This is a genomic window from Paenibacillus sp. BC26, from assembly GCF_900116125.1.
GTDB classification, from domain to species: Bacteria; Bacillota; Bacilli; order Paenibacillales; family Paenibacillaceae; genus Paenibacillus_Z; species Paenibacillus_Z lignilyticus.
Map to the genome: position 1 here is coordinate 2,628,420 of NZ_FPAD01000001.1, position 18,438 is coordinate 2,646,857.

Here is an 18,438-nt window from a genome sequence, read left to right on the forward strand (position 1 = left end):
AAAATTCCCTTTGCTGCAAATAACGATTGTCACAACCGTTAGAATTTTACAAAGGCTAATTCTCATCGAATAGCCACCCTGACAACCGTTAAAGTTTTGTTCATGAAGCAAAATCAAAAAAATGGCTGTCGGGGCTTTCTCCGGCAGCCTGAAGCGGTTAGCGCATGCGCTAACCGCTTTCCGCTATTGTTACTGTGAGATCTGAATTTTATCGAATGAGGCCACGCCGGAGTACCACATGTTGGTAGCATACGAAATCTGTGAAACGCTGGTCGCTGCAGCCATGACAGACACATTCGTTAATACGGACGTCCCGTTAATCGATAGATTGAACGTTCCCGCCGTCAGATTCACAACGAGACGGACATCGTACCATTGGTTCGCCGCATACGACATTGACGTATCCGTCCATGCGATGCTTGAATTGACATAGCCGAATTTCCCGTTCTCCCGGAAGGCGAACTGCACGATCGGTGTTCCGCTGCTGTTCAGCAGCGCAGGGCCGGCGATAAGCGCGTTCGTTTGATTCGCTTTCATTCGCGTATCGATCGTTACCGTTCCCGACGTTGATGCGAACGATTTAACGGCGCTGACGTCCGCGACTCCGTAGTTGGATTGCGTCAAGGTCAACGCACGATTCGTCGTGTTGGCTCCATCGGCAACTTGCTGTACGGATGCTGCGCCTCCGGAAGTGCCAACCGTCCAGCCGGCAGGCATTTGCCCGATCGTCGTCGTATCAAACAGCTCCGCGAAGATATTTGTTTTGGCATTGACCGACCCGCTCGCAGCCGATAAATTCGTTGCGGCATCATACGCTTTGACCGTATAAGCGTACGTTGTATTCGCCGTCAAACCGCTGTCCGTAAAGCCGGTGCCTGCTGAAGTGCCGACTTCGGCGCCATTGCGGTAAACCTTGTATCCGGTCACGCCTACATTATCGGTCGACGCCGTCCAGGTCAACGATGCGGTTGAAGCCGTCACCGAAGCGGCTGTCAGCCCTGTTGGTGCCGTCGGCGCTTGCGTATCCCCGGTACCGACTTGAATGTTGTCGTAAGAAGCGACTCCCGTGTACCACATGTTCGACGAGAAATTAATTTGCGACAGATTGCCGGAAGAAGCCATTACAGGCACATTCGTTAATACTGCTGTACCATTGATCGTCACGCTAAACGTTCCAGCCGTGAGATTCACAACAATACGAACGTCGTACCATTGATTTGCCGCATACGTCATCGTCGTGTCCGTCCATGCCATGCTCGAGCTAACGTAGGCAAACTTCCCGTTGTCTCGGAAGCCGAGCTGTACGATCGGAGTACCGCTGCTGTTCGACAAGACAGGGCTGGCGGTGAGCGCGTTCGTCTGATTCGCCTTCATCCGCATGTCGATTGTGACCGATCCCGTCGCTGCGGCGAACGACTTCGTCGCGCTGACATCCGCAACGCCATAGTTAGCGGACGATTGCGTTAAAGTCAGTGCGCGATTCGTCGTGTTGGCGCCATCAGCGACTTGTTGCACGGACACAGCACCGCCTGCCGTGTTGACTGTCCAGCCGGCGGGCATCTGCCCGATTGTCGTGCTTTCGAAGTTCTCCGAATAGCCGCTCGAACCGGCACTCGTAGTTGCGTTAACCGAGCTGCTCGCCGCTGAGAGGTTGGTTGCGGCATCGGTCGCTTTTACCGTATACGTATAGGTCGTGCTTGCCGTCAATCCCGTATCCGTGAAGCCGGTTCCGGTTGGCGTACCCACCTGTACACCGTTACGATAAACGATATAGCCCGTTACACCGACGTTATCCGTCGATGCCGTCCACGTCAGCGATGCGGTTGTATCCGTTACGGAAGCTACGGCGAGGCTGGTTGGCGCACTTGGAGCCGTCGTGTCACTGCCCGATAATGCCGTCGTCGCGGATAGCATAACGTCGTCGACGAAAGCATAACCGCCGGTCGTCGGTTTCAGCCCGTAAATCGTCGCACTCGTATTCGCGGCTCCGGTTGTAAAGGTGAACGTCTTATTCACCCATGACGTTGTGGTGTTTTCTTGGTAAGTGTCGCTGCCGCCATAATTTTTAACGCCAAGCCGGACCGTTTGCCCGGAGGATCCGGCCCGCAAATAACCGGAAAGCTCATAGGTCGTATTAGGCGTCAAGCCCGTGATCGTCTGCTCGATTCCATCTGCCCCAGAGCCCAGGCTCGCGCCGGTCTCATAGGTGAACCTGCTCGACACCTTGCCTCCTGCGTAGTCGTAGGCAGGCTGCGCCGTCTGTGAATTGGTCTTGGTCCAGCCATATAAACTATCCATGGCCGCATGCCGCATCCGGTTCATATCCAGGCTGCCGTTCACCATCAGATTTTTGTAATCGGTATCAACCAGCTGATAAGCAGGACTTGGCGGACTGGCGAAATTATGGCCTGCCGTCCAGCTCGCGCCGCCATATTCATAGGCCCCCGCATCCGGTGCAGTACCGGTAAATCCATCCGTGATTCCGCGGATCGGCAATCCGATATCCTTGGCTCCCGAACCGGATTGCAGCTGGAAGTTATTCGTCGCCGTATTCACGTAGAGCGGTGAACCAGCAGTCATATTATTGCTGAAAACCGCGCCGATGGCGGAAGCGCCCGTGCCGAACTCTTGCAGCGCTATGTTGTTGGCAATCCGATCCTTGTAAGCATCAATGCCGTAAGTCGGTTCTGAAATCCGGATACCGGAGAAGTTGTGCGTCGTGTTGTTATAGACCATGACATAGTCGGAGAGATGATTGACGATAACGCCAACCCAGGACAAATTCCACGTTACGTTCTTATACACTAAAGCATTCGCCGATGATTCGTCCAAGTAGATCCCGCCGGTCCATCCGCCTGATCCGTTGGCATCCGCATTCGCACGGCTGACGGAATCATGCCAGAAGTTATGATGAATCTCGGAGTTCCCGAGATCATTATGGGCCGTGTACAACATCCCGGTATCCTTGGCAAAATAGTTCCCATGATGGAAATCGTTATATTGGATGACCGTCGCGAAGAACTCGCCGCCAATAAGCGATCTTCCTGAATTATAAACCGTATTATGGCTGATCAGATGGCCTCTGCCGGTAATATCGACGACGGAGTTGAAGACGATTGGCCCATACGTTCCGTCATGTATCGAGTTATTAATGAGCTTGTTGCTATCGCCTTCTATGGTCACGATCGCACCTGATGAATATTGCAGTTCACTGTTCTTCAGCGTATTGTTCGTTCCGCACAGACACACCCCTGCCGAGTAGGTGATGGCGCGGTTGAATTCCGATACGTATTTGGCATTGATGCCGTCGATAACATTGTTTGAACCGTCGGTCGTATCAATAGCCGCTGCGAACAGCTTCACATTCTTGATGACGATGTTGGATTTGCCGGACAAGTCAAAAGCCAAATTCCTCGCTTTATACTCAACCGTATGGGATGCCGGGCTATTGCTCGCCGTTGTGCGCAAGTACAGCTGCCCGGCTGTTTTGTCGTAATACCATTCCCCCGGATAATCGAGCGCGGCAAGCTTGCCCATAATAAAATATTCCGCCGCTCCGTAACCCCAGTTCGATAAATCGATGACGCTGCCCGGAGGCATTTCTTTGCGGAACACGAGATATGCCGTACCCGCGCTTGTCAGCTTCACATCTGCCGAGTATGTGAAATCTTTGGCCGTCGTCGTCGACTCATACCAAGCCGTTGTTCCCGAAGTTTGAGGCTGGGTATAGCCAAGCAAGGTAGCTCCGCTCGGTTTCCAGTACCCGGTCGCTTCCGGTGCGAACCAGCCTTTGATGTTACTCGTGAAAGAAGCCGCCTCCCTGCCGGTCGCTTGATTCGGATCTTGGCTCGTGATGGTGGCGTTCACGTTCGTGAACTCCGCCTTCGCGGCTGTCGCAGAACTGTTCGATTCCAAGCCTAACCCGAAGCTGCCTTCTTTCAAATTCGTATCGGTCGCCGTGATGACAGGTGAGGCTCCATTGTTCAGATAGACATTAATGGTGCTGCCCGAAGTCGTGACCTTCAGATTGTAAGTCGTGTTCTGCGCGATGGTCACATTGTAAGAACCTAACACGGCCCCGCCTACGCCGAGCAATTTGAGCGTGTTATCGTAAGTGGAAAACTTAAGGCTGTACGCATTTTGCGAGGTTTTGAGGTTCAAATTGCCGGGGGTATACGTGGTTGCCAGCGCGTTACTGAAGTTCCATTCCCCGGAATCCTCCACGAAGACGGAAGCATTATCCCAATAGCCCGCAGCCTGCGTCAGATTGGCGGAATCGACAAGCAGTCCGCGGTTTGAAGTGTTGTTGTACTGATAGAGGGCAGGATCATAGAGGTTACCGACGGCCGTATTCGGGGATCTGGCCAAATTGTTGGCAATTCCATCGACATAGACGGAATCCAGATAGTCGCCCATCGGCAAGGTTGCGCTTGCCTTGTAGATACTGCCGGAGTGAACCGACCATGAGCCCGTTACGAGATTCGCGCCGCTGATCGTAACATCTGCGCCGGTATCCGGCTGGAACGTAATCTCATTGCCCGGCGAGCCGGAATTCGTCGGTTTTACCGTTTCGCGATATACGCCGGTACGAATTTTGGCTGTGTCGCCTGCTGTCATGATGCTTGCCGCTTTACTGATCGTTTTCCACGGACTGCCCGTACTGCCTGTACCGGTTGTGTCGCTGCCGTTCACGCCATCGACATAGTACGTGTTGCCTGCTGCGGATACCTTCTGCGGGGCTGCCGTAACATAACCGGTCAGTAGCAATGCCGCAATCAGAAGATACGAGATGAACCTTCTCCTCATCAATTACACCCTTTCCTCACTCAAGATTGTATCTCAAACCCCTCAGACCGCAGGCTTGAAATCAGCAGCTGCCCTACCTATGAATCCACCCGCCTCTTCTGACTTAATTAACTATGTATCTTCGTTTGTTAAGAATGAAAACGCTTTCTTCGACAAATAAAAGTATACCGCTTCGAGGCAGTTTGGTGAAATGAAGATTTCTACTGTTTTTGGACATTTAAAAAAGGCGGAAGTACGCTCCGTTCGCGCACTCCCGCCCCATAGCACATTATTCAACTAAATTGCCTACATACCGGACAGCCGGCAGTGCCCGATCCTCCGGCCACGGAATCCGATAAGCCATCCCCGGCCAGATATCGAAGAAGTTATCCGGCAACGGCTCGGTTCCATCCAAATCGATGCAAACGCCCCATGCAAAGACGTCGCTGCGGAACACCGCGTAAGTATCCTCTCTAACCACTTCGATATGCGGTTTATCCCATTTCATCTCCACGAATCGCGGCAAAATCAACCGATTTCGCGCCACTGTGTCCTCTTGCTCATTCAGCAGCCTTGCGAAAACAGCCGTATCGGTAATGCCCGCTTCTTCCCACTGCGCATCGCTGAATTCCAGCACGCATACCGATGTATTCGGCGGCAATTCCACTTTCAGACGCTCATCCATCACATACGCGCCGGAGAATCGGAACAAACCGACCTGCAGCTCCCCGCTCCATGTCTGTTCGGTTTCGTTAATGCCGAATATGCGAACCGTCTGACCCTCCTTGGCTGCCACGACGGAAATCGGCTGGAAAGCCCGCTTTACCGGATAGAACGCAGGAGTTCGGTTCAAATAATAATCGACGACTGTCCAGCTGCGCGTCGCCGGCCAACAATCATTGAACATCCAGAAGATCGCCGATGCGCAGTCGAACATGCGCCGCCGGAAATTATCGATATACTCCCGTAAGCCCTCTCCTTGAATCAAGCCGCCGTAATAGACGAACTGCTCAATGGACATGCTGCGCGGATCAAGTCCGATCCAATCGCTGATCTGCTTATCCGGTGCCGATAACGCAAACCAAGAATCTACCGCGTTATCATGCTGCTGCCAAGCATAGGAGAGCACGGATCCTCCGCCCTCAGGCAGGCAGGCATTCGTGGCCGACAGACTTGTCGTGCCCAGAATGCCGCCTTCATTGGGAAATCGGCAGATCATTTCGCGATAATCACGGAAATCGTTATTTTCAAAACCAACCGTCCATGGATGCTGATCACCGCGATCATTCGCGTTCGGATATTGATGATCCGGCGAGAACGGGCTGCTCGGCTGGTAATACCGTCCAGGATCCTCCGCCTGCACGATGCGCGGAAGAATATGATGGTAGAGGGCATAATCCGGATAGATAATGCCTTCTTCCCTGTAGAAAGTATGCCACTCGTTCTCATTGTTTCCGCAGTACATCACGAGGCTCGGATGATGCGCAAGCCGCCGAACATTATGGATGGCCTCCTGCTTCACGTTGCTCATGAAAGTAGCATCCGTCACCGGATAGTCCGCGCAGGCGAACACAAAGTCCTGCCAGACCATGATGCCATGCTCATCGCACAGCTCGTAGAAGTCATCCGTTTCGTAAATGCCGCCGCCCCAAACGCGCAGGAAATTGAAGTTCGCTTCGAGCGCACGGCTGATCAGCCCTTCGTATCGAGCACGGTCTGCGCGTTGAAATATCATATCCGGCGGGATCGCATTCGCGCCTTTCGCGAACACCGGACGATCGTTGACCTCCAGATAGAAGTAGCTGCCTCCGGACGGATGCGGATCTTGATTGATCCGCAGCTTGCGGAATCCTATTCGCTTCGAGCGTTTCCCGGCAAGCTCGTCCGCAGCATGCAGTTCCACCTCAACGTTTGCGAGATGCTGCTCCCCATGACCTGCCGGCCACCAAAGCTTCGGATTCGCCACCGTGCACTTCGCTTCAAGCCGCTGCATACCCGGTTCAATCGTATAGTCAAACGACTGAACGGCGGCGTTCGTATCCTCGCCGATTCGAACCGTCAGCTTACCTGATACGGGATTCTCCCCGCAGCCTTCTACGAATGCGCGAACAGTCACTACCGCTTCATCCATCGTTTCATTGACCTCAGACAACACAACAACATCATCCAGCCGCACGCTCGTTGCCCATTCAAGCGCAACAGGCTTATGAATGCCAACATTCACTAGGCGGGTTGACCAGTCCCAGCCGAATGAGCTTTGCGGCTTGCGAAGCCAAATCCGCTTGTGCAGCTCATGGTCCTGCGAGTTCTCATAGTAGCCTTCGATGGATTTGTTCCCAGCCATATGTAAACCGCTGTCGAGTACGATGACGAGCAAATTCTCCTTGCGCAGCTTACCGGTCACGGCTACCTTGCAAGGACGATAGAAATTGGCATGCTCGCCAATCAGCTCCTCGTTGAGATAAATTTTCGCATGATAATCCAGCCCTTCGAAGATCAACCAAGCATGATTGCCAATGGCTTCCTCAGAAGCGGTGAAGCTTCTTCTATAGCTCCAGAGATTCTCCTCTACCCACCGAGCGGACAAGGCGTTCAGTCCTTCCGTCGGTTCCTCAATCAGTCCTTGCTTCATTAACTCGAGGTGGACTTCGCCCGGAACGGTTGCGTCCATCCACTTCGCGGCATCCGTTTCAAATAGGTGATGCGTCTTCACCGCACCGCGCTGCCCATCTGCTCCGCGCAGCTTCCATGCCCCGTTCAGTTCCTGTCTGCCAATCCCCATGTTCGTCCCCTCTCTGTAAACGGCAAAAAACACAAGCGCCGGACAAGTTGACTCCTCTGTCCGGCGCTGCATGTTTTAAGCCAGCATAAGCCGCTTATTCAAATTTTGCTTTTGCTTCGTCGAAAGCTTTCAGCTGCCATTGGTAGAACTCGTCGGCGCCTGCATCGTTCAGCTTATCGATCAGCTTCTGTTGTCTAGCTTTGTAATCTTCATCGTTCTTCGCATGCAGGACGATATCCGGAATGCCTTTCGTGATCAGGTCATCCAGCTTCGTTTGAATCCGTTTGATATCTTCCGGCGGCGGCGCCATTGCGGCCTGCACGTCTTGCGGAATGACATCAAGCGTTTTCACTTTGCCTTCATCGGCATACTTCTTGTATGCTGCGGCAGGGTAAGCAACACCATAGTGCTCGGAATAATCTTTGTTAAGCGAGTTGAGTTTCGTTGCATATACCTCCGGCGAGTTGAACAGGTTGACCGGGAAGCCGTCGCTCAGAACCGTATTGTCGGAGAGACCTTGTTGGTTCGCCATCATGTTAATGCCTGTTTTCTTCCAAGGGTCGCCGCCTGCCGCAGCCAGTGCTACTACTTCCGGCTTCATTTGCGGTTTGCCGTCTACCATATCCCAGTGAACGCCTTGAACGCCGCTTTCGATCAAACGGGAACCTTGCTCGGAGGACAAGAAGTTGATCAGATCCATAGCGCGCGCCGGATCTTTACAGTTCGACGTAATCGCCCAAGCACGGTCGCCCCAGCCTGCGATTGTCGAGCCGCCTGTCCATGCGAAACCCCAATCCAGCGGAATCGTCACGAAACCTTTGTCCGGACCTTCTTTCAGAAGCTCACCGTTCGCTGCTTGGAACGGCCATGTTGCGATCGCGTTAAGCAGTGTGCCTTGGGAAGCCTTCGTTACGAGATCTTCGTATTTAGCTGTGAATGCATCCGGATCAAGAATGCCTTTTTGTTTCGCTTTGTACAAGAACTCCGAAGTGGACCAGAAGCTGCTCTTCGGCACATCCGTGTAATTATTGACGACAGGGTCGCCCGGGTTAGTCAGAAGCCCCATACCGCTCAAGCCCCATGTGCCCCAGTCGTTCCAAATGGCCGTACCGTACACTTTCTTGCCATCCGGGGATTTCGGGTGCTTCGCAACCATATCAGCCAGGATGTTCACCATATCATCGATATTTTTCACTTCCGGATAGCCTAGCTCCTTGTAGTAATCCCAACGAACGTTAAAGCCGATTTGTTGGTCGAAGCCCCAGCCCGCGTTACCGATTTGAACCGGAACGACATACAGTTGACCGGTGTCATTGCTCCAGAACTTCTTGCTGTACGCGATACTTTTCTCGAAGATCGGCTTCTGGATATCCGGACCGTTCGACGCTACCAAATCATCCAGCGGAATGATGTTTTTCCCTTCGATCAGCTGCTTCAAATAAGTCGTTCCCACGTTCTTCACTTGAATGATATCCGGCAAGTCGCCGCCTGCAAGCTGTACTTTGAACTTCTCTTCATCGAACGTTTCGAGATCCATCGTAACGCCCGTTTGTTTCGTAATTTCGTTGTATACCTCGGTGTTCTCAAAGTCCTTTGTCGTGCTGTTTACTTGAACCTTCAACGTAACAGGCGCTTTGGCAGGCTCTGTCGACTCATTGGTCGCGGCTGCATCATCTGTAGCTGCGGCGTTATTCGTTGCTGCTTCTGTGTTTGTTGCCGTTTCATTCGCTGCAGGTGCATTCGTCGCAGCTGTATTGTTCGCGTTATTCGATGAGTTTCCACCGCAGCCCGACAATACAACCAGCATAGCGGCCAGCATCATTGCTGCCTTGCCGCGTAATGCTTTGTTCCCCTTCATACCATGACCTCCCGAATTTAAGTTCTATGATGATAGCTTCTATGAGCTATTGCATCCTGAATTATCCTTTGATCGCACCCAGCATGAGACCTTTGACAAAATAACGCTGCAAGAACGGGTACACCAGCATAACCGGCAGCGTGACGACCATCGTAATCGTGATGCGGATGGAATCCGGCGATATCTTGGAAGCCAGACCGCGATTTAAATCCTGCATGTTGCTGCTTGCGACAATGCGCTGTGCGTCGGTCAAATAGTTGTACAGAATCAGCTGCAGCGTCTGCAGATTATCACTTGAGACGAGGAAGTAGTTATCGTACCAGGTATTCCACTGCCCCACCGAAGCGAATACGGCAATGGTGGCGACAATTGGCATCGAGAGCGGGAAGATAACATTGGTGAAGATTTTGAAATGTCCGGCGCCGTCGATCATGGCGGACTCTTCCAGCGCTTGCGGAAGCTGCTCAATGAACGTCTTCAGCAGGACCACATAATAAGCGACAACCGCACCAGGCAGAATGTAGAGCAAGAAGTTATTTTTCAAACCGAGCTCCTTCATCGTGATGTACCACGGAATCAGACCGGCGTTGAAATACATCGTAATGACCAAGAAGCGATAAATATATTTGCGTAAGTAAAGCTCGTTCTTCGTCACCGCATAAGCAAACCACGAGCAGCATGCAATGGTAAGCGCAGTTCCGATGACCGTACGAAGCACGGATATGCCGAAGGAATGAAGCATATTATCGAGCTTGAAGATCGTCGTATAGTTGACGATTGACAGCCCCCTCGGGACTAGAAACACGCCTTTGAGCGCCTGCTGCGGATCGCTGAACGAATAAATCAAGATATAGTAGAACGGGTAAATGCACATGAGCGTAAATAGGATTTGAACGGTGTAGTTGAAGATATCGAATAGGTTGGAAGAATCTTTTTTCATGGGTCGTCTTTACCTCCAGCTAGAATACCGAATGGCCTCTTATTTTCTTGGACAGTGCATTCATCGAGAACAACAGCAGAATGCTGATAATGGATTTGGCAATTCCGATTGCCGTACCGAAGGAGATGTCGCCTGTCGTAATCCCGACGCGGTAGACGTAGTAATCAAGTGCCTCGATCCGGTCTGCTACCAGGGAATTGTAGAAGACGAAGTTTTGCTCGAAGCCCGAGGCTCCGTTAGATAGGACGCTGGCAATGTTGAGCAGCAGCAGGACGAAGAAGGTTGGCATAATTCCCGGCACCGTGATCGCCATAATGCGTTGGAACCTGCCGGCTCCATCTACCTTCGCGGCATCGTACAGCTCAGGATCGATACCTGCTATCGCGGCCAAGTAGATAATGGCTCCCCAGCCTAAGCTCTTCCAGATCGTCACGCCGGTCTGGAACCACCATGTCGCAGCGGAATTGCCAAGCACGGTCGTCGGTTCATCAATGATGTGGAGTCTCATTAAGACTTCATTGAGCAAGCCGCCGGAGGAGAACATGAAGAACGCCAGCGAGTACACGATGATCCAGCTAATGAAATTCGGCAGTGTTGTCAATGTCTGCACGACTTTCCGAAAGCGCTTACTGTTCAGCTCGTTAAGCATGATCGCGAAGATAACCGATAGCGGTGAAGCCAGAATGGATAACAAACTGAGTGCGAGCGTATTGGTTAAAACACGGAATAGATCTTCTTTCTCCTCGATCGCCCAGCGGAAGAACTTCAATCCGACAAACGGCGTCTGCGAGAGCGGAATGCCTGGTTTGTAGTCGTAGAAGGCGTACACCCATCCGAACAATGGAATGTAGTTGAAGACGAATACCAGAAGGATAAACGGGATAACCATCAGAAACAATGTGACTCGGCTTGCTTTCCATTTCATCTCTCTTATCACTCCATCTCTTTTTCTATCCTCAGTATAAGAAATCGCAAACGACGTAAATATGAAGTTTTCTACGATTTTTGGACTAAAATAAGCTCCCCCGCGGCAGCTGAATGCTGCTTTGGAAGAGCCTGGGTGAATTTCACATCGAATAGCAGGGGTTATTCGTTGATAAGCTGTGCCTTTGTTTCCTCATACGAACGTTTATACCAGGCGAAATAGGTATCTGCGCCTGCCTCTATTAATTCATCTATTAATTCCTGTTGGTGGATTTTGAAATCTTCATCGGACTTGGACCCCAGGACGATAATCGGCATCCCTTTCACGAGCAGCTCATCCAGTTTGGTCTGTATTCGCTTGATGTCATCCGGCGGCGTAGGCATTGCACTCAGCACATCGAGCGGCATATGGGACAGTGTTTTCACTTTCCCTTGATCCACGAGCCGTTTGTATGCCTCTGCCGGGTAGGATACGTCGTAGTACTCGTCATAATCCTTATTCAGCGAATTCACCTTGGTCGCGAATACTTCAGGCGTATTGAACAGATTGACAATGCCTCCGTCGCTGAGCTTCGTATAATCGGCAAGGCCTTGCTGGTTGGCGATCATGCCGATCCCCGTCTTCTTCCAGCTGTCTCCCCCGGCAGCCGCAAGCGTGACCGTCTCCGGTTTCATAGCCGGTTTCCCATCCACGTACGTCCAATGTACCCCTTCGATACCGCTGGCAATCAGCCGCGAGCCTTGCTCGGACACGAGGAAATTAATAAGATCCATCGCCCGCTCCGGATATTTGCAGTTCGCCGAAATGGCGAAAGCGCGATCGCTCCAGCCCGCTACCGTCGTGCCTCCGACATTCGTGAATCCCCAGTCCAGCGGAATCGTAACAAACCCTTTATCCGGCCCTTCCTTCAGCAGCTCTGCGTTGATACGCGTAAACGGCCATGTGGCGACCGCCGAAATCAGCGTACCCTCCGATGCTTTGGCTACGATGTCGTTATATTTGGCTGTAAACGCATCCGGGTCCAAAATCCCTTTCTGCTGCGCCTTATACATAAACATGGCGGTATCCCAAATCTCACTGTGAGCCGCATCCGTGTAACTGTTGACCAGCTGCATCGAATTGGTATTGAACATGCTGTTTCCGGTTATCAGCCCCATGCTTCGAACGCCCCATGTCGACCAGTCGTTCCACATGCTGACCCCATACACTTTCTTGCCATCCTTCGTGGTACCATGCCTCTGAACCATATCAGCCAGCACATTCACCATATCATCAATGGACGTGATCTTCGGATATCCGAGCTCCTTGTAATAATCCCAGCGCACATTAAACCCGACCTGCTGCTCGAAGCCAAAATCGCTCGTGCCGATTTGAACCGGAACCATATACAGCTTGTTCGTGTTGTCGCTCCAGAATTTCCGGATATACTCGAAGCTATTCTCATACACCGGGAGCTGCAAATCAGGCCCATTCGTCTTCAGCAGCTCATCCAGCGGAATGATGTTATTGCCCTCAATAAGTTCTTTAATGTTCTTATTCGGTACCTGAATAATATCCGGCAAATCACCGCCGGCGAGCTCCACCTTGAATTTCTGCTCATCATACAATTCTAGATTCATCGTGACGCCGGTCTGTCTCGTAATCTCGTTATAAACCTCGGTATGCTCGAAATCTTTCCCTACGCTGTTCAGCTGCACCTTAAGCGTGACCGGCTGTTTGGCCGGCACGACGGTATTGTTGTTGTCTTCCGTCTGAACATCTTGCGATTGCTGCTGCGGTTCGCCGGTTTCGCTGCAACCGGTCAACAAGGCAAGCATGATCGTCATCGTCAACAAGATTCGCGGCCTATTTATCGGCTTCAAGCTGTTCGCCTCCAGTAATAATCGGTGAGGATGATCCGTCAATTCGTTGTTAGGCGACGCTTCCGGCCGTCACGAAGCCGCACTTTCGTAAATGGCGGGAATGGTCATAAACACTTTCGTTTCGACCCCTTCCTTGCTTTGCACTTCAATGCCGTAGCGTTCGCCAAAATGCAGCCTGATCCGCTTGTTGACATTGTTCAGCCCGATCCCCTTCGATGTCCGATCGCCGTTCAATTGGGACTGAATCTTCCGGTTAACCTCGATCACTTTATCTGCTGCCATGCCGCCGCAGGTGTCGTGAACAACTACCAACAAATCGCTGCCATGCTCGGAGACGGAGATCTGAATGACCCCTTTATGCATCTCGCCATGAATAAGCGCGTTCTCGATGGAGGGCTGGATCATGAAGCGAAGCGTTTGGCACTGCAGCAGCTGTTCCGGCACGTCAAATTCGAACCTCATTTCCTCGCCGTACCTGAAATTCATGATATTGATATAGTTCTGTACGAATGCAATTTCCTCTTTAATCGACCATAATGGCGACGGATCATAATAAATCGGTCTCAGCATATTGCCAAGGCTGGTCATGCACTCCATAATGTTTGGCGCCTTGGCGATGGCTGCCATCCACTTCACCGTATTGAGCGTGTTGTACAGGAAATGCGGGTTAATCTGGGATTGGAGCGCTTCAATCTCGAGCTGGCGCTTCGTCTTCTCTGTCTCCTCATTCTGATTCATCAGTTCCAGTATCCCGGTAGACATGCTGTTGAACTGCTCAATCAGCAGTCCGATTTCTTTGTTCGAAGCTTGCGGCAGCGTCATGCCGAGATTCCCTCGACCGACGTTCTTCATCCCTTTAATCAGCTGATGCAGCGATTTCATAATGCGGTCCATCCATAAGGAGGCGAAGACGACGATCAGAATAAGAGACAGCAGGAATACCGCGGCGGTAAAACGCCCGATCTGGCTGATATCTTTTGTATACAGCTCGGTTGGCACCTCATTCACCAAGGTCCATCCCGTTTCTTTCATCCGATAATAAATAATTTGCTCGTGCGTTCCGGCTCGGCTGCCCGCGAAGCTGCCAAACGAATGCTCCGGCGTGAGCTTCGTGTTGAACGGATACGGCTGATCGATCGTCTCCTCAATCGTGCTAGAGATCACTTTGCCATAGCGGTCAATGATGTGCATGGAGCCGCCTGGCGTACTCTGCAGACTTCCGTAGCTGGAATTGAAATACCGCTCATTCACGTTAAAGACGAGCTCCGCGCTCATTTGGCTGCCGCCGATCCATCTGACGCCGCGAAGGGAAGAGATCACTCTGGAATTGGACAGCCCGTCGGGAATCGAGCTGCGCATAAAGTCAATCGTTTCCAATCCGCCGGTCCAGATCGTTTGGGGGAAGCTGGATTTCACTTGCTCGTACAACGAAGTGCGGTAGAAAGGATAGTTCTTGCCTACTTCCGCCGTGCTCTGGTTCTGCGAAAGCGTTCCCCCGATAACCGTGCCGTTCTCAGCGAAGATATACACCGAATCCAAATAATTATAAGTCGTTAAATATTGATTGATCCGATCCATAATGTCGCGTTCCATGGCAATGAATTCGAGATGCGAAAGCTTATCGCTTTGCAGAAACGATTGGACTTTGGTTTCCATGAGGAACGTCTTCGACAGCTTATCGACCTCATGGAGCAAAGTAAGCGTATTCATTTCAATCTGACGAAATTGCGATAACGTGGTTTCCTGTGTTCTCGTTTGGAAGATGTCCAGCGTTTTCTTATAACTGTAATAGGAGCTGACGGAAAGAACAAGCAGCGTAACGGCCATAAAGGAGAAAATCAACTGTGCTTTGAGCGAGATGCCGGAGAGTCGAAACTTGAACTTCACAGCTTTTGCAATCATTTGTCTTCCGCCTCCGCCGTGCCTGTCCAGTCGTTGATCCACAATCTGCGGAAGCCGTTCGGCCTGACGCCGGTGTGCTTCTTGAAGGCGCGGCTGAAATAGCTGTCGTCGGTAAACCCGACCTGCTGCGCCACCTCATACGATCTGAGATTGGTGCCGAGCAGCAGCTCCTTCGCTTTCTCCAATCGAATGCGGTTGAGATATTCGGAGAAGTTCATTTGCAGCTCTTTCTTGAACAGCACGCTTAAATAGTTCGGTGTCAATTCCAAGTACTGCGCAATTTGCTGCAACGAGATATCCTCGTGGAAACGATCTTGTATGAACCTGACGGAGCGCGCAATGTCTTTGCTCAGCTGCTTCTTAATGCCGCCTCTTGAAATGATTTCGGTCAGAAATTTACTATAGGCTGTCGCTGCTTCATCCAGCGTCTCGCATTTCTGCATTTCTTCCCCATAGGCGGAGACAAGCGACGTTACCTCGGATTCGCTAAGCGAGGCGGTGACAGAAGGACAATGCAGCAGCCGAACGAACAGCTTCCTAATATCCTGTTCATGGCTCAAGCGACCGGATGTGAGGAAGGATTGCACAATGGCTTCCACATCCTTCTGCGCCGCTTCTTCGATCATCGACCACTTCTCATGAAACTGCTGCAGCTTCCTGCGCACGAGTTCCTCTGTCGCATCGGTATCCCCGTCGCTTAGGAACAGCAATCGCTCCGTGCCGTAGAAAAATTTCTGCGCAACCGCTCGCTCGCTTTCTTTGTACAGCGTGTGCAGCGAAGCATATCCGCTCTTCATGCCGCTCACGCCGAACGTTGCCGATATGTTGAAGAATCGCCCCAGCACCTTCTGGATCTGGGTCATGATCCCGATCATTTCCTCGCGAATTTGATATTCGCTCGCGATATCGCGGAAGCTGAAGATGAAGAGATACCGTTTATCTTCATCGGACACGACTTCTCCGCGCTGCGACTGTACGAGCAGCTCGTTCAAGACATTCAGGAAGGTAACGCGAATGAGCTCGCCCTTCTCGTCGTTGAATTTCGTCTGCACCAGCTCGAAATGATCGATTTCCATCATCGCAACGATGAGACGCTCCGGATTCAGCCGCAGCTTCAATTGATCGATATGATGAACGAACTCGTCTTTGGAATAGAGATGGTAGAAGACGAAGTTCTTAATAATGTTTTCCTTCAGCAGATCCGGATTGCGGATAATTCCTTTGGATGTACCGAGCGTCATCTGTGTGCCGAGCTCCTCGCGCACACGCATCAGAACATTATGAATCTCCTCCTCCGTCATCGTCAGCTTCAAAATATAACTGGAGATGCCAAGCTGCATCGCCTGGCGAATTAAATCAAAATCCTCCATGCACGACAAAATCACGATACGCGTCTGCGCATCCTGTTCGCGAATTTTCTTGATGAGCTCGATTCCGCCCATGATCGGCATGCGAAGGTCGGTAATGATGACGTCCGGACGCACGCTATTGGTGTAATATTCCCAAGCCTCCCTGCCATTGGCTGCATCTGCGCATACGGTCATGCCGTAGTTGTCCCATTGCACGGAGTTTTTGAACCCTAAACGTACCAACATTTCGTCTTCAACAATCATGACGTTGAACATGCAGAAGCCTCCTAGCCCCTCTGATGGTGCTGCAAGCTTACCATACTATTTTGTCTGGCAGATGGTCAATCAATTCCGCTAGTCCGCTAGATTCCGTTTATTGGGAATCCGGTTTATTTCTGTTCACCAGCAGCAGGTGGTCGCAGACCAGCACGGTTTCCTTATTCTGATTGATGACCTCCAGACGTTCCACAACGACGCCGTATTCCGGACGTTTCGGATAATCCCGTTTCTCCGAGATGGTGATGCGCACCGAGATCGTATCGCCGATAAACACCGGTTTGGTGAAACGCAGCTTATCGTAGCCATAGGAGAACGCTTCCGGATTCAGTTCACCCGCGGACATGCCGACACCGACACTGAACACCAGCGTCCCATGCGCGATTCGCTGGCCGAACGGCTGCGTTTTGCACCACTCGGCATCCATGTGATGCGGATAGAAATCGCCGGTTTGACCGGCATGCAGCACGATATCCGTCTCCGTGATCGTACGTCCAAATGTGCTTCTTACTGCGCCTATCTCATAATCGTCGTAAACTAAACTTCTCATCGTGGTCACTCCTTAGTCGCGTTAGTCGAGATGAAATACTTCCTCCATGTCCGCCCACCATTCGCCTTCGCGCCTTGTGGCAAGCGGCTGCTGGCATGGCTTGCATACGTCCCACCAACGCTGCGTCGTCTCGTCGGAAGCGATCAGCGCCATATCTTTCTCGTAATCGTCACCGGTATATTCGAAATAACTAAACAGCCAGCCGTCCTTGTAATAGATCGAGTAGTTCTGAATATGACTTTCCTTAATTCGCTCCAGCACATCGGGCCAAACGGCCGCATGCAGACGTTTGTATTCCTCCAGCATCTCGGGTTTGACTTGGATAACACTGCCATATCGCTGCATTCTCGCAGAGCCCCCTATTCTTTGATTCGATAAAATGTCGCCGCAGTTCCGCCGAGGATCGCATCCCGCTCCGCTTCCGAATAAGCGGCGATGGCGCGATTCGTTTCGCTCCACACTTTGCCGTAATCACCGGCCAAGTTGGCAACAGGCCAGTCGCTGCCGAACATGAGGCGGTCCGCACCGAACTGCTCCTTGGCGTAATCGATATACGGCTGTAAATCCGCCGCCGACCAGTTGTCGTGGTCTGCGGCCGTATTCAGTCCCGACACTTTGGCGTAGATATTCTCGAACTGCGCGGCGCGTGCGAGCTGCTCCGCCCATTCGCCCATTGTTTTGTCCTTGATCGGCGGTTTGGCCAGATGATCGATGACGATTCTGAGGTTCGGTACTTCCTTCGCCAAACGCGGAGCATGCTTGAGATGATCCGGAAACACGGCCACGAGATCGAACGCGAGGTCATAAGAGGCGAGCACGCGCAGACCCTCGATGACTGAATTGCGAATGATATAGTCCGGGTCTTTCTCTTCGTGAATTAAGTGACGGACGCCTTTGAAATACGGATTCTGCTTGAATTGCTTGAGCTTCTTAGCTGCGACATCAGGGATGTTGAGCGGTACCCAGCCTACGACCGCGGCTACCCAGTCGTATTCCTCCGCCACTTGCAGCATGTATTCCGTATCCTCATAGCTGTTCATCGCTTGTACGATGACGGTTTTATCAATGCCCGCTTCCTTCAGGAGCGGTTCCAGCTCAGGCGCTTCGATCGTGCGGCAAATCGTGCCGAATGCCGGATCCAGCCACGGGTAAGCGACCTTCTCCAAATGCCAAAAGTGTTGGTGCGCGTCGATTCTCATCATCTTCTGG

At 51.8% G+C, this 18,438-nt stretch carries 11 protein-coding genes; all 11 read right to left on the reverse strand.

Annotated features, from left to right (window positions below; genetic code table 11):
• Positions 1-189 precede the first annotated feature (189 nt).
• The 11 genes from BM412_RS32775 to BM412_RS11490 all read right to left on the reverse strand — a co-directional run bounded on the left by BM412_RS32775 (position 190) and on the right by BM412_RS11490 (position 18,431).
• The gene (locus BM412_RS32775; RefSeq protein WP_091217717.1) at positions 190-4,806 is read right to left on the reverse strand and encodes a fibronectin type III domain-containing protein; all 4,617 of its coding nucleotides are present in this window, start codon (positions 4,804-4,806) and stop codon (positions 190-192) included.
• Positions 4,807-5,074: 268 nt separating this feature from the next.
• Entirely contained in the window at positions 5,075-7,639 is a 2,565-nt protein-coding gene (locus BM412_RS11445; RefSeq protein WP_091217720.1) for a beta-mannosidase, read from the reverse strand.
• 22 nt (positions 7,640-7,661) lie between these two features.
• Complete coding sequence (locus BM412_RS11450) at positions 7,662-9,425, reverse strand: type 2 periplasmic-binding domain-containing protein (protein ID WP_091217723.1); 1,764 nt, start codon at positions 9,423-9,425, stop codon at positions 7,662-7,664.
• 61 nt (positions 9,426-9,486) lie between these two features.
• Positions 9,487-10,365, reverse strand: a complete 879-nt coding sequence (locus BM412_RS11455) for a carbohydrate ABC transporter permease (RefSeq protein ID WP_091217725.1) — start codon at positions 10,363-10,365, stop codon at positions 9,487-9,489.
• Positions 10,366-10,384: 19 nt separating this feature from the next.
• Positions 10,385-11,290, reverse strand: coding sequence for an ABC transporter permease subunit (locus BM412_RS11460; protein ID WP_091217728.1), 906 nt, complete (start codon positions 11,288-11,290; stop codon positions 10,385-10,387).
• A gap of 161 nt (positions 11,291-11,451) precedes the next feature.
• Positions 11,452-13,152: an extracellular solute-binding protein gene (locus BM412_RS11465; protein WP_091217730.1), complete on the reverse strand. Its 1,701-nt coding sequence runs from the start codon at positions 13,150-13,152 to the stop codon at positions 11,452-11,454.
• 69 nt (positions 13,153-13,221) lie between these two features.
• The gene (locus tag BM412_RS11470) at positions 13,222-15,054 is read right to left on the reverse strand and encodes a cache domain-containing sensor histidine kinase (RefSeq protein WP_091217733.1); all 1,833 of its coding nucleotides are present in this window, start codon (positions 15,052-15,054) and stop codon (positions 13,222-13,224) included.
• On the reverse strand, positions 15,051-16,679 hold the full coding sequence (locus tag BM412_RS11475; protein WP_091217736.1) for a response regulator transcription factor: 1,629 nt from the start codon (positions 16,677-16,679) through the stop codon (positions 15,051-15,053). Before BM412_RS11475 ends, BM412_RS11470 begins: the two co-directional genes overlap by 4 nt.
• Positions 16,680-16,776: 97 nt before the next feature.
• On the reverse strand, positions 16,777-17,229 hold the full coding sequence (locus BM412_RS11480) for a MaoC/PaaZ C-terminal domain-containing protein (protein ID WP_091217740.1): 453 nt from the start codon (positions 17,227-17,229) through the stop codon (positions 16,777-16,779).
• A 21-nt stretch (positions 17,230-17,250) separates the two neighbouring features.
• A complete protein-coding gene (locus BM412_RS11485) occupies positions 17,251-17,574 on the reverse strand; it encodes an L-rhamnose mutarotase (RefSeq protein WP_091217742.1) in 324 nt (107 codons plus the stop codon).
• Positions 17,575-17,588: 14 nt separating this feature from the next.
• Positions 17,589-18,431, reverse strand: coding sequence for an amidohydrolase family protein (locus BM412_RS11490; RefSeq protein WP_256256254.1), 843 nt, complete (start codon positions 18,429-18,431; stop codon positions 17,589-17,591).
• Between the last annotated feature and the right edge of the window lie 7 nt (positions 18,432-18,438).

Coding starts and splice junctions, on each gene's coding strand:
- BM412_RS32775 (WP_091217717.1), bottom strand. CDS start 4,806: ATGAGGAGAAGGTTCATCTCGTATCTTCTGATTGCGGCATTGCTACTG.
- BM412_RS11445 (WP_091217720.1), bottom strand. CDS start 7,639: ATGCAGCGCCGGACAGAGGAGTCAACTTGTCCGGCGCTTGTGTTTTTT.
- BM412_RS11450 (WP_091217723.1), bottom strand. CDS start 9,425: ATGAAGGGGAACAAAGCATTACGCGGCAAGGCAGCAATGATGCTGGCC.
- BM412_RS11455 (WP_091217725.1), bottom strand. CDS start 10,365: ATGAAAAAAGATTCTTCCAACCTATTCGATATCTTCAACTACACCGTT.
- BM412_RS11460 (WP_091217728.1), bottom strand. CDS start 11,290: ATGAAATGGAAAGCAAGCCGAGTCACATTGTTTCTGATGGTTATCCCG.
- BM412_RS11470 (WP_091217733.1), bottom strand. CDS start 15,054: ATGATTGCAAAAGCTGTGAAGTTCAAGTTTCGACTCTCCGGCATCTCG.
- BM412_RS11475 (WP_091217736.1), bottom strand. CDS start 16,679: ATGTTCAACGTCATGATTGTTGAAGACGAAATGTTGGTACGTTTAGGG.
- BM412_RS11480 (WP_091217740.1), bottom strand. CDS start 17,229: ATGAGAAGTTTAGTTTACGACGATTATGAGATAGGCGCAGTAAGAAGC.
- BM412_RS11485 (WP_091217742.1), bottom strand. CDS start 17,574: ATGCAGCGATATGGCAGTGTTATCCAAGTCAAACCCGAGATGCTGGAG.
- BM412_RS11490 (WP_256256254.1), bottom strand. CDS start 18,431: ATGATGAGAATCGACGCGCACCAACACTTTTGGCATTTGGAGAAGGTC.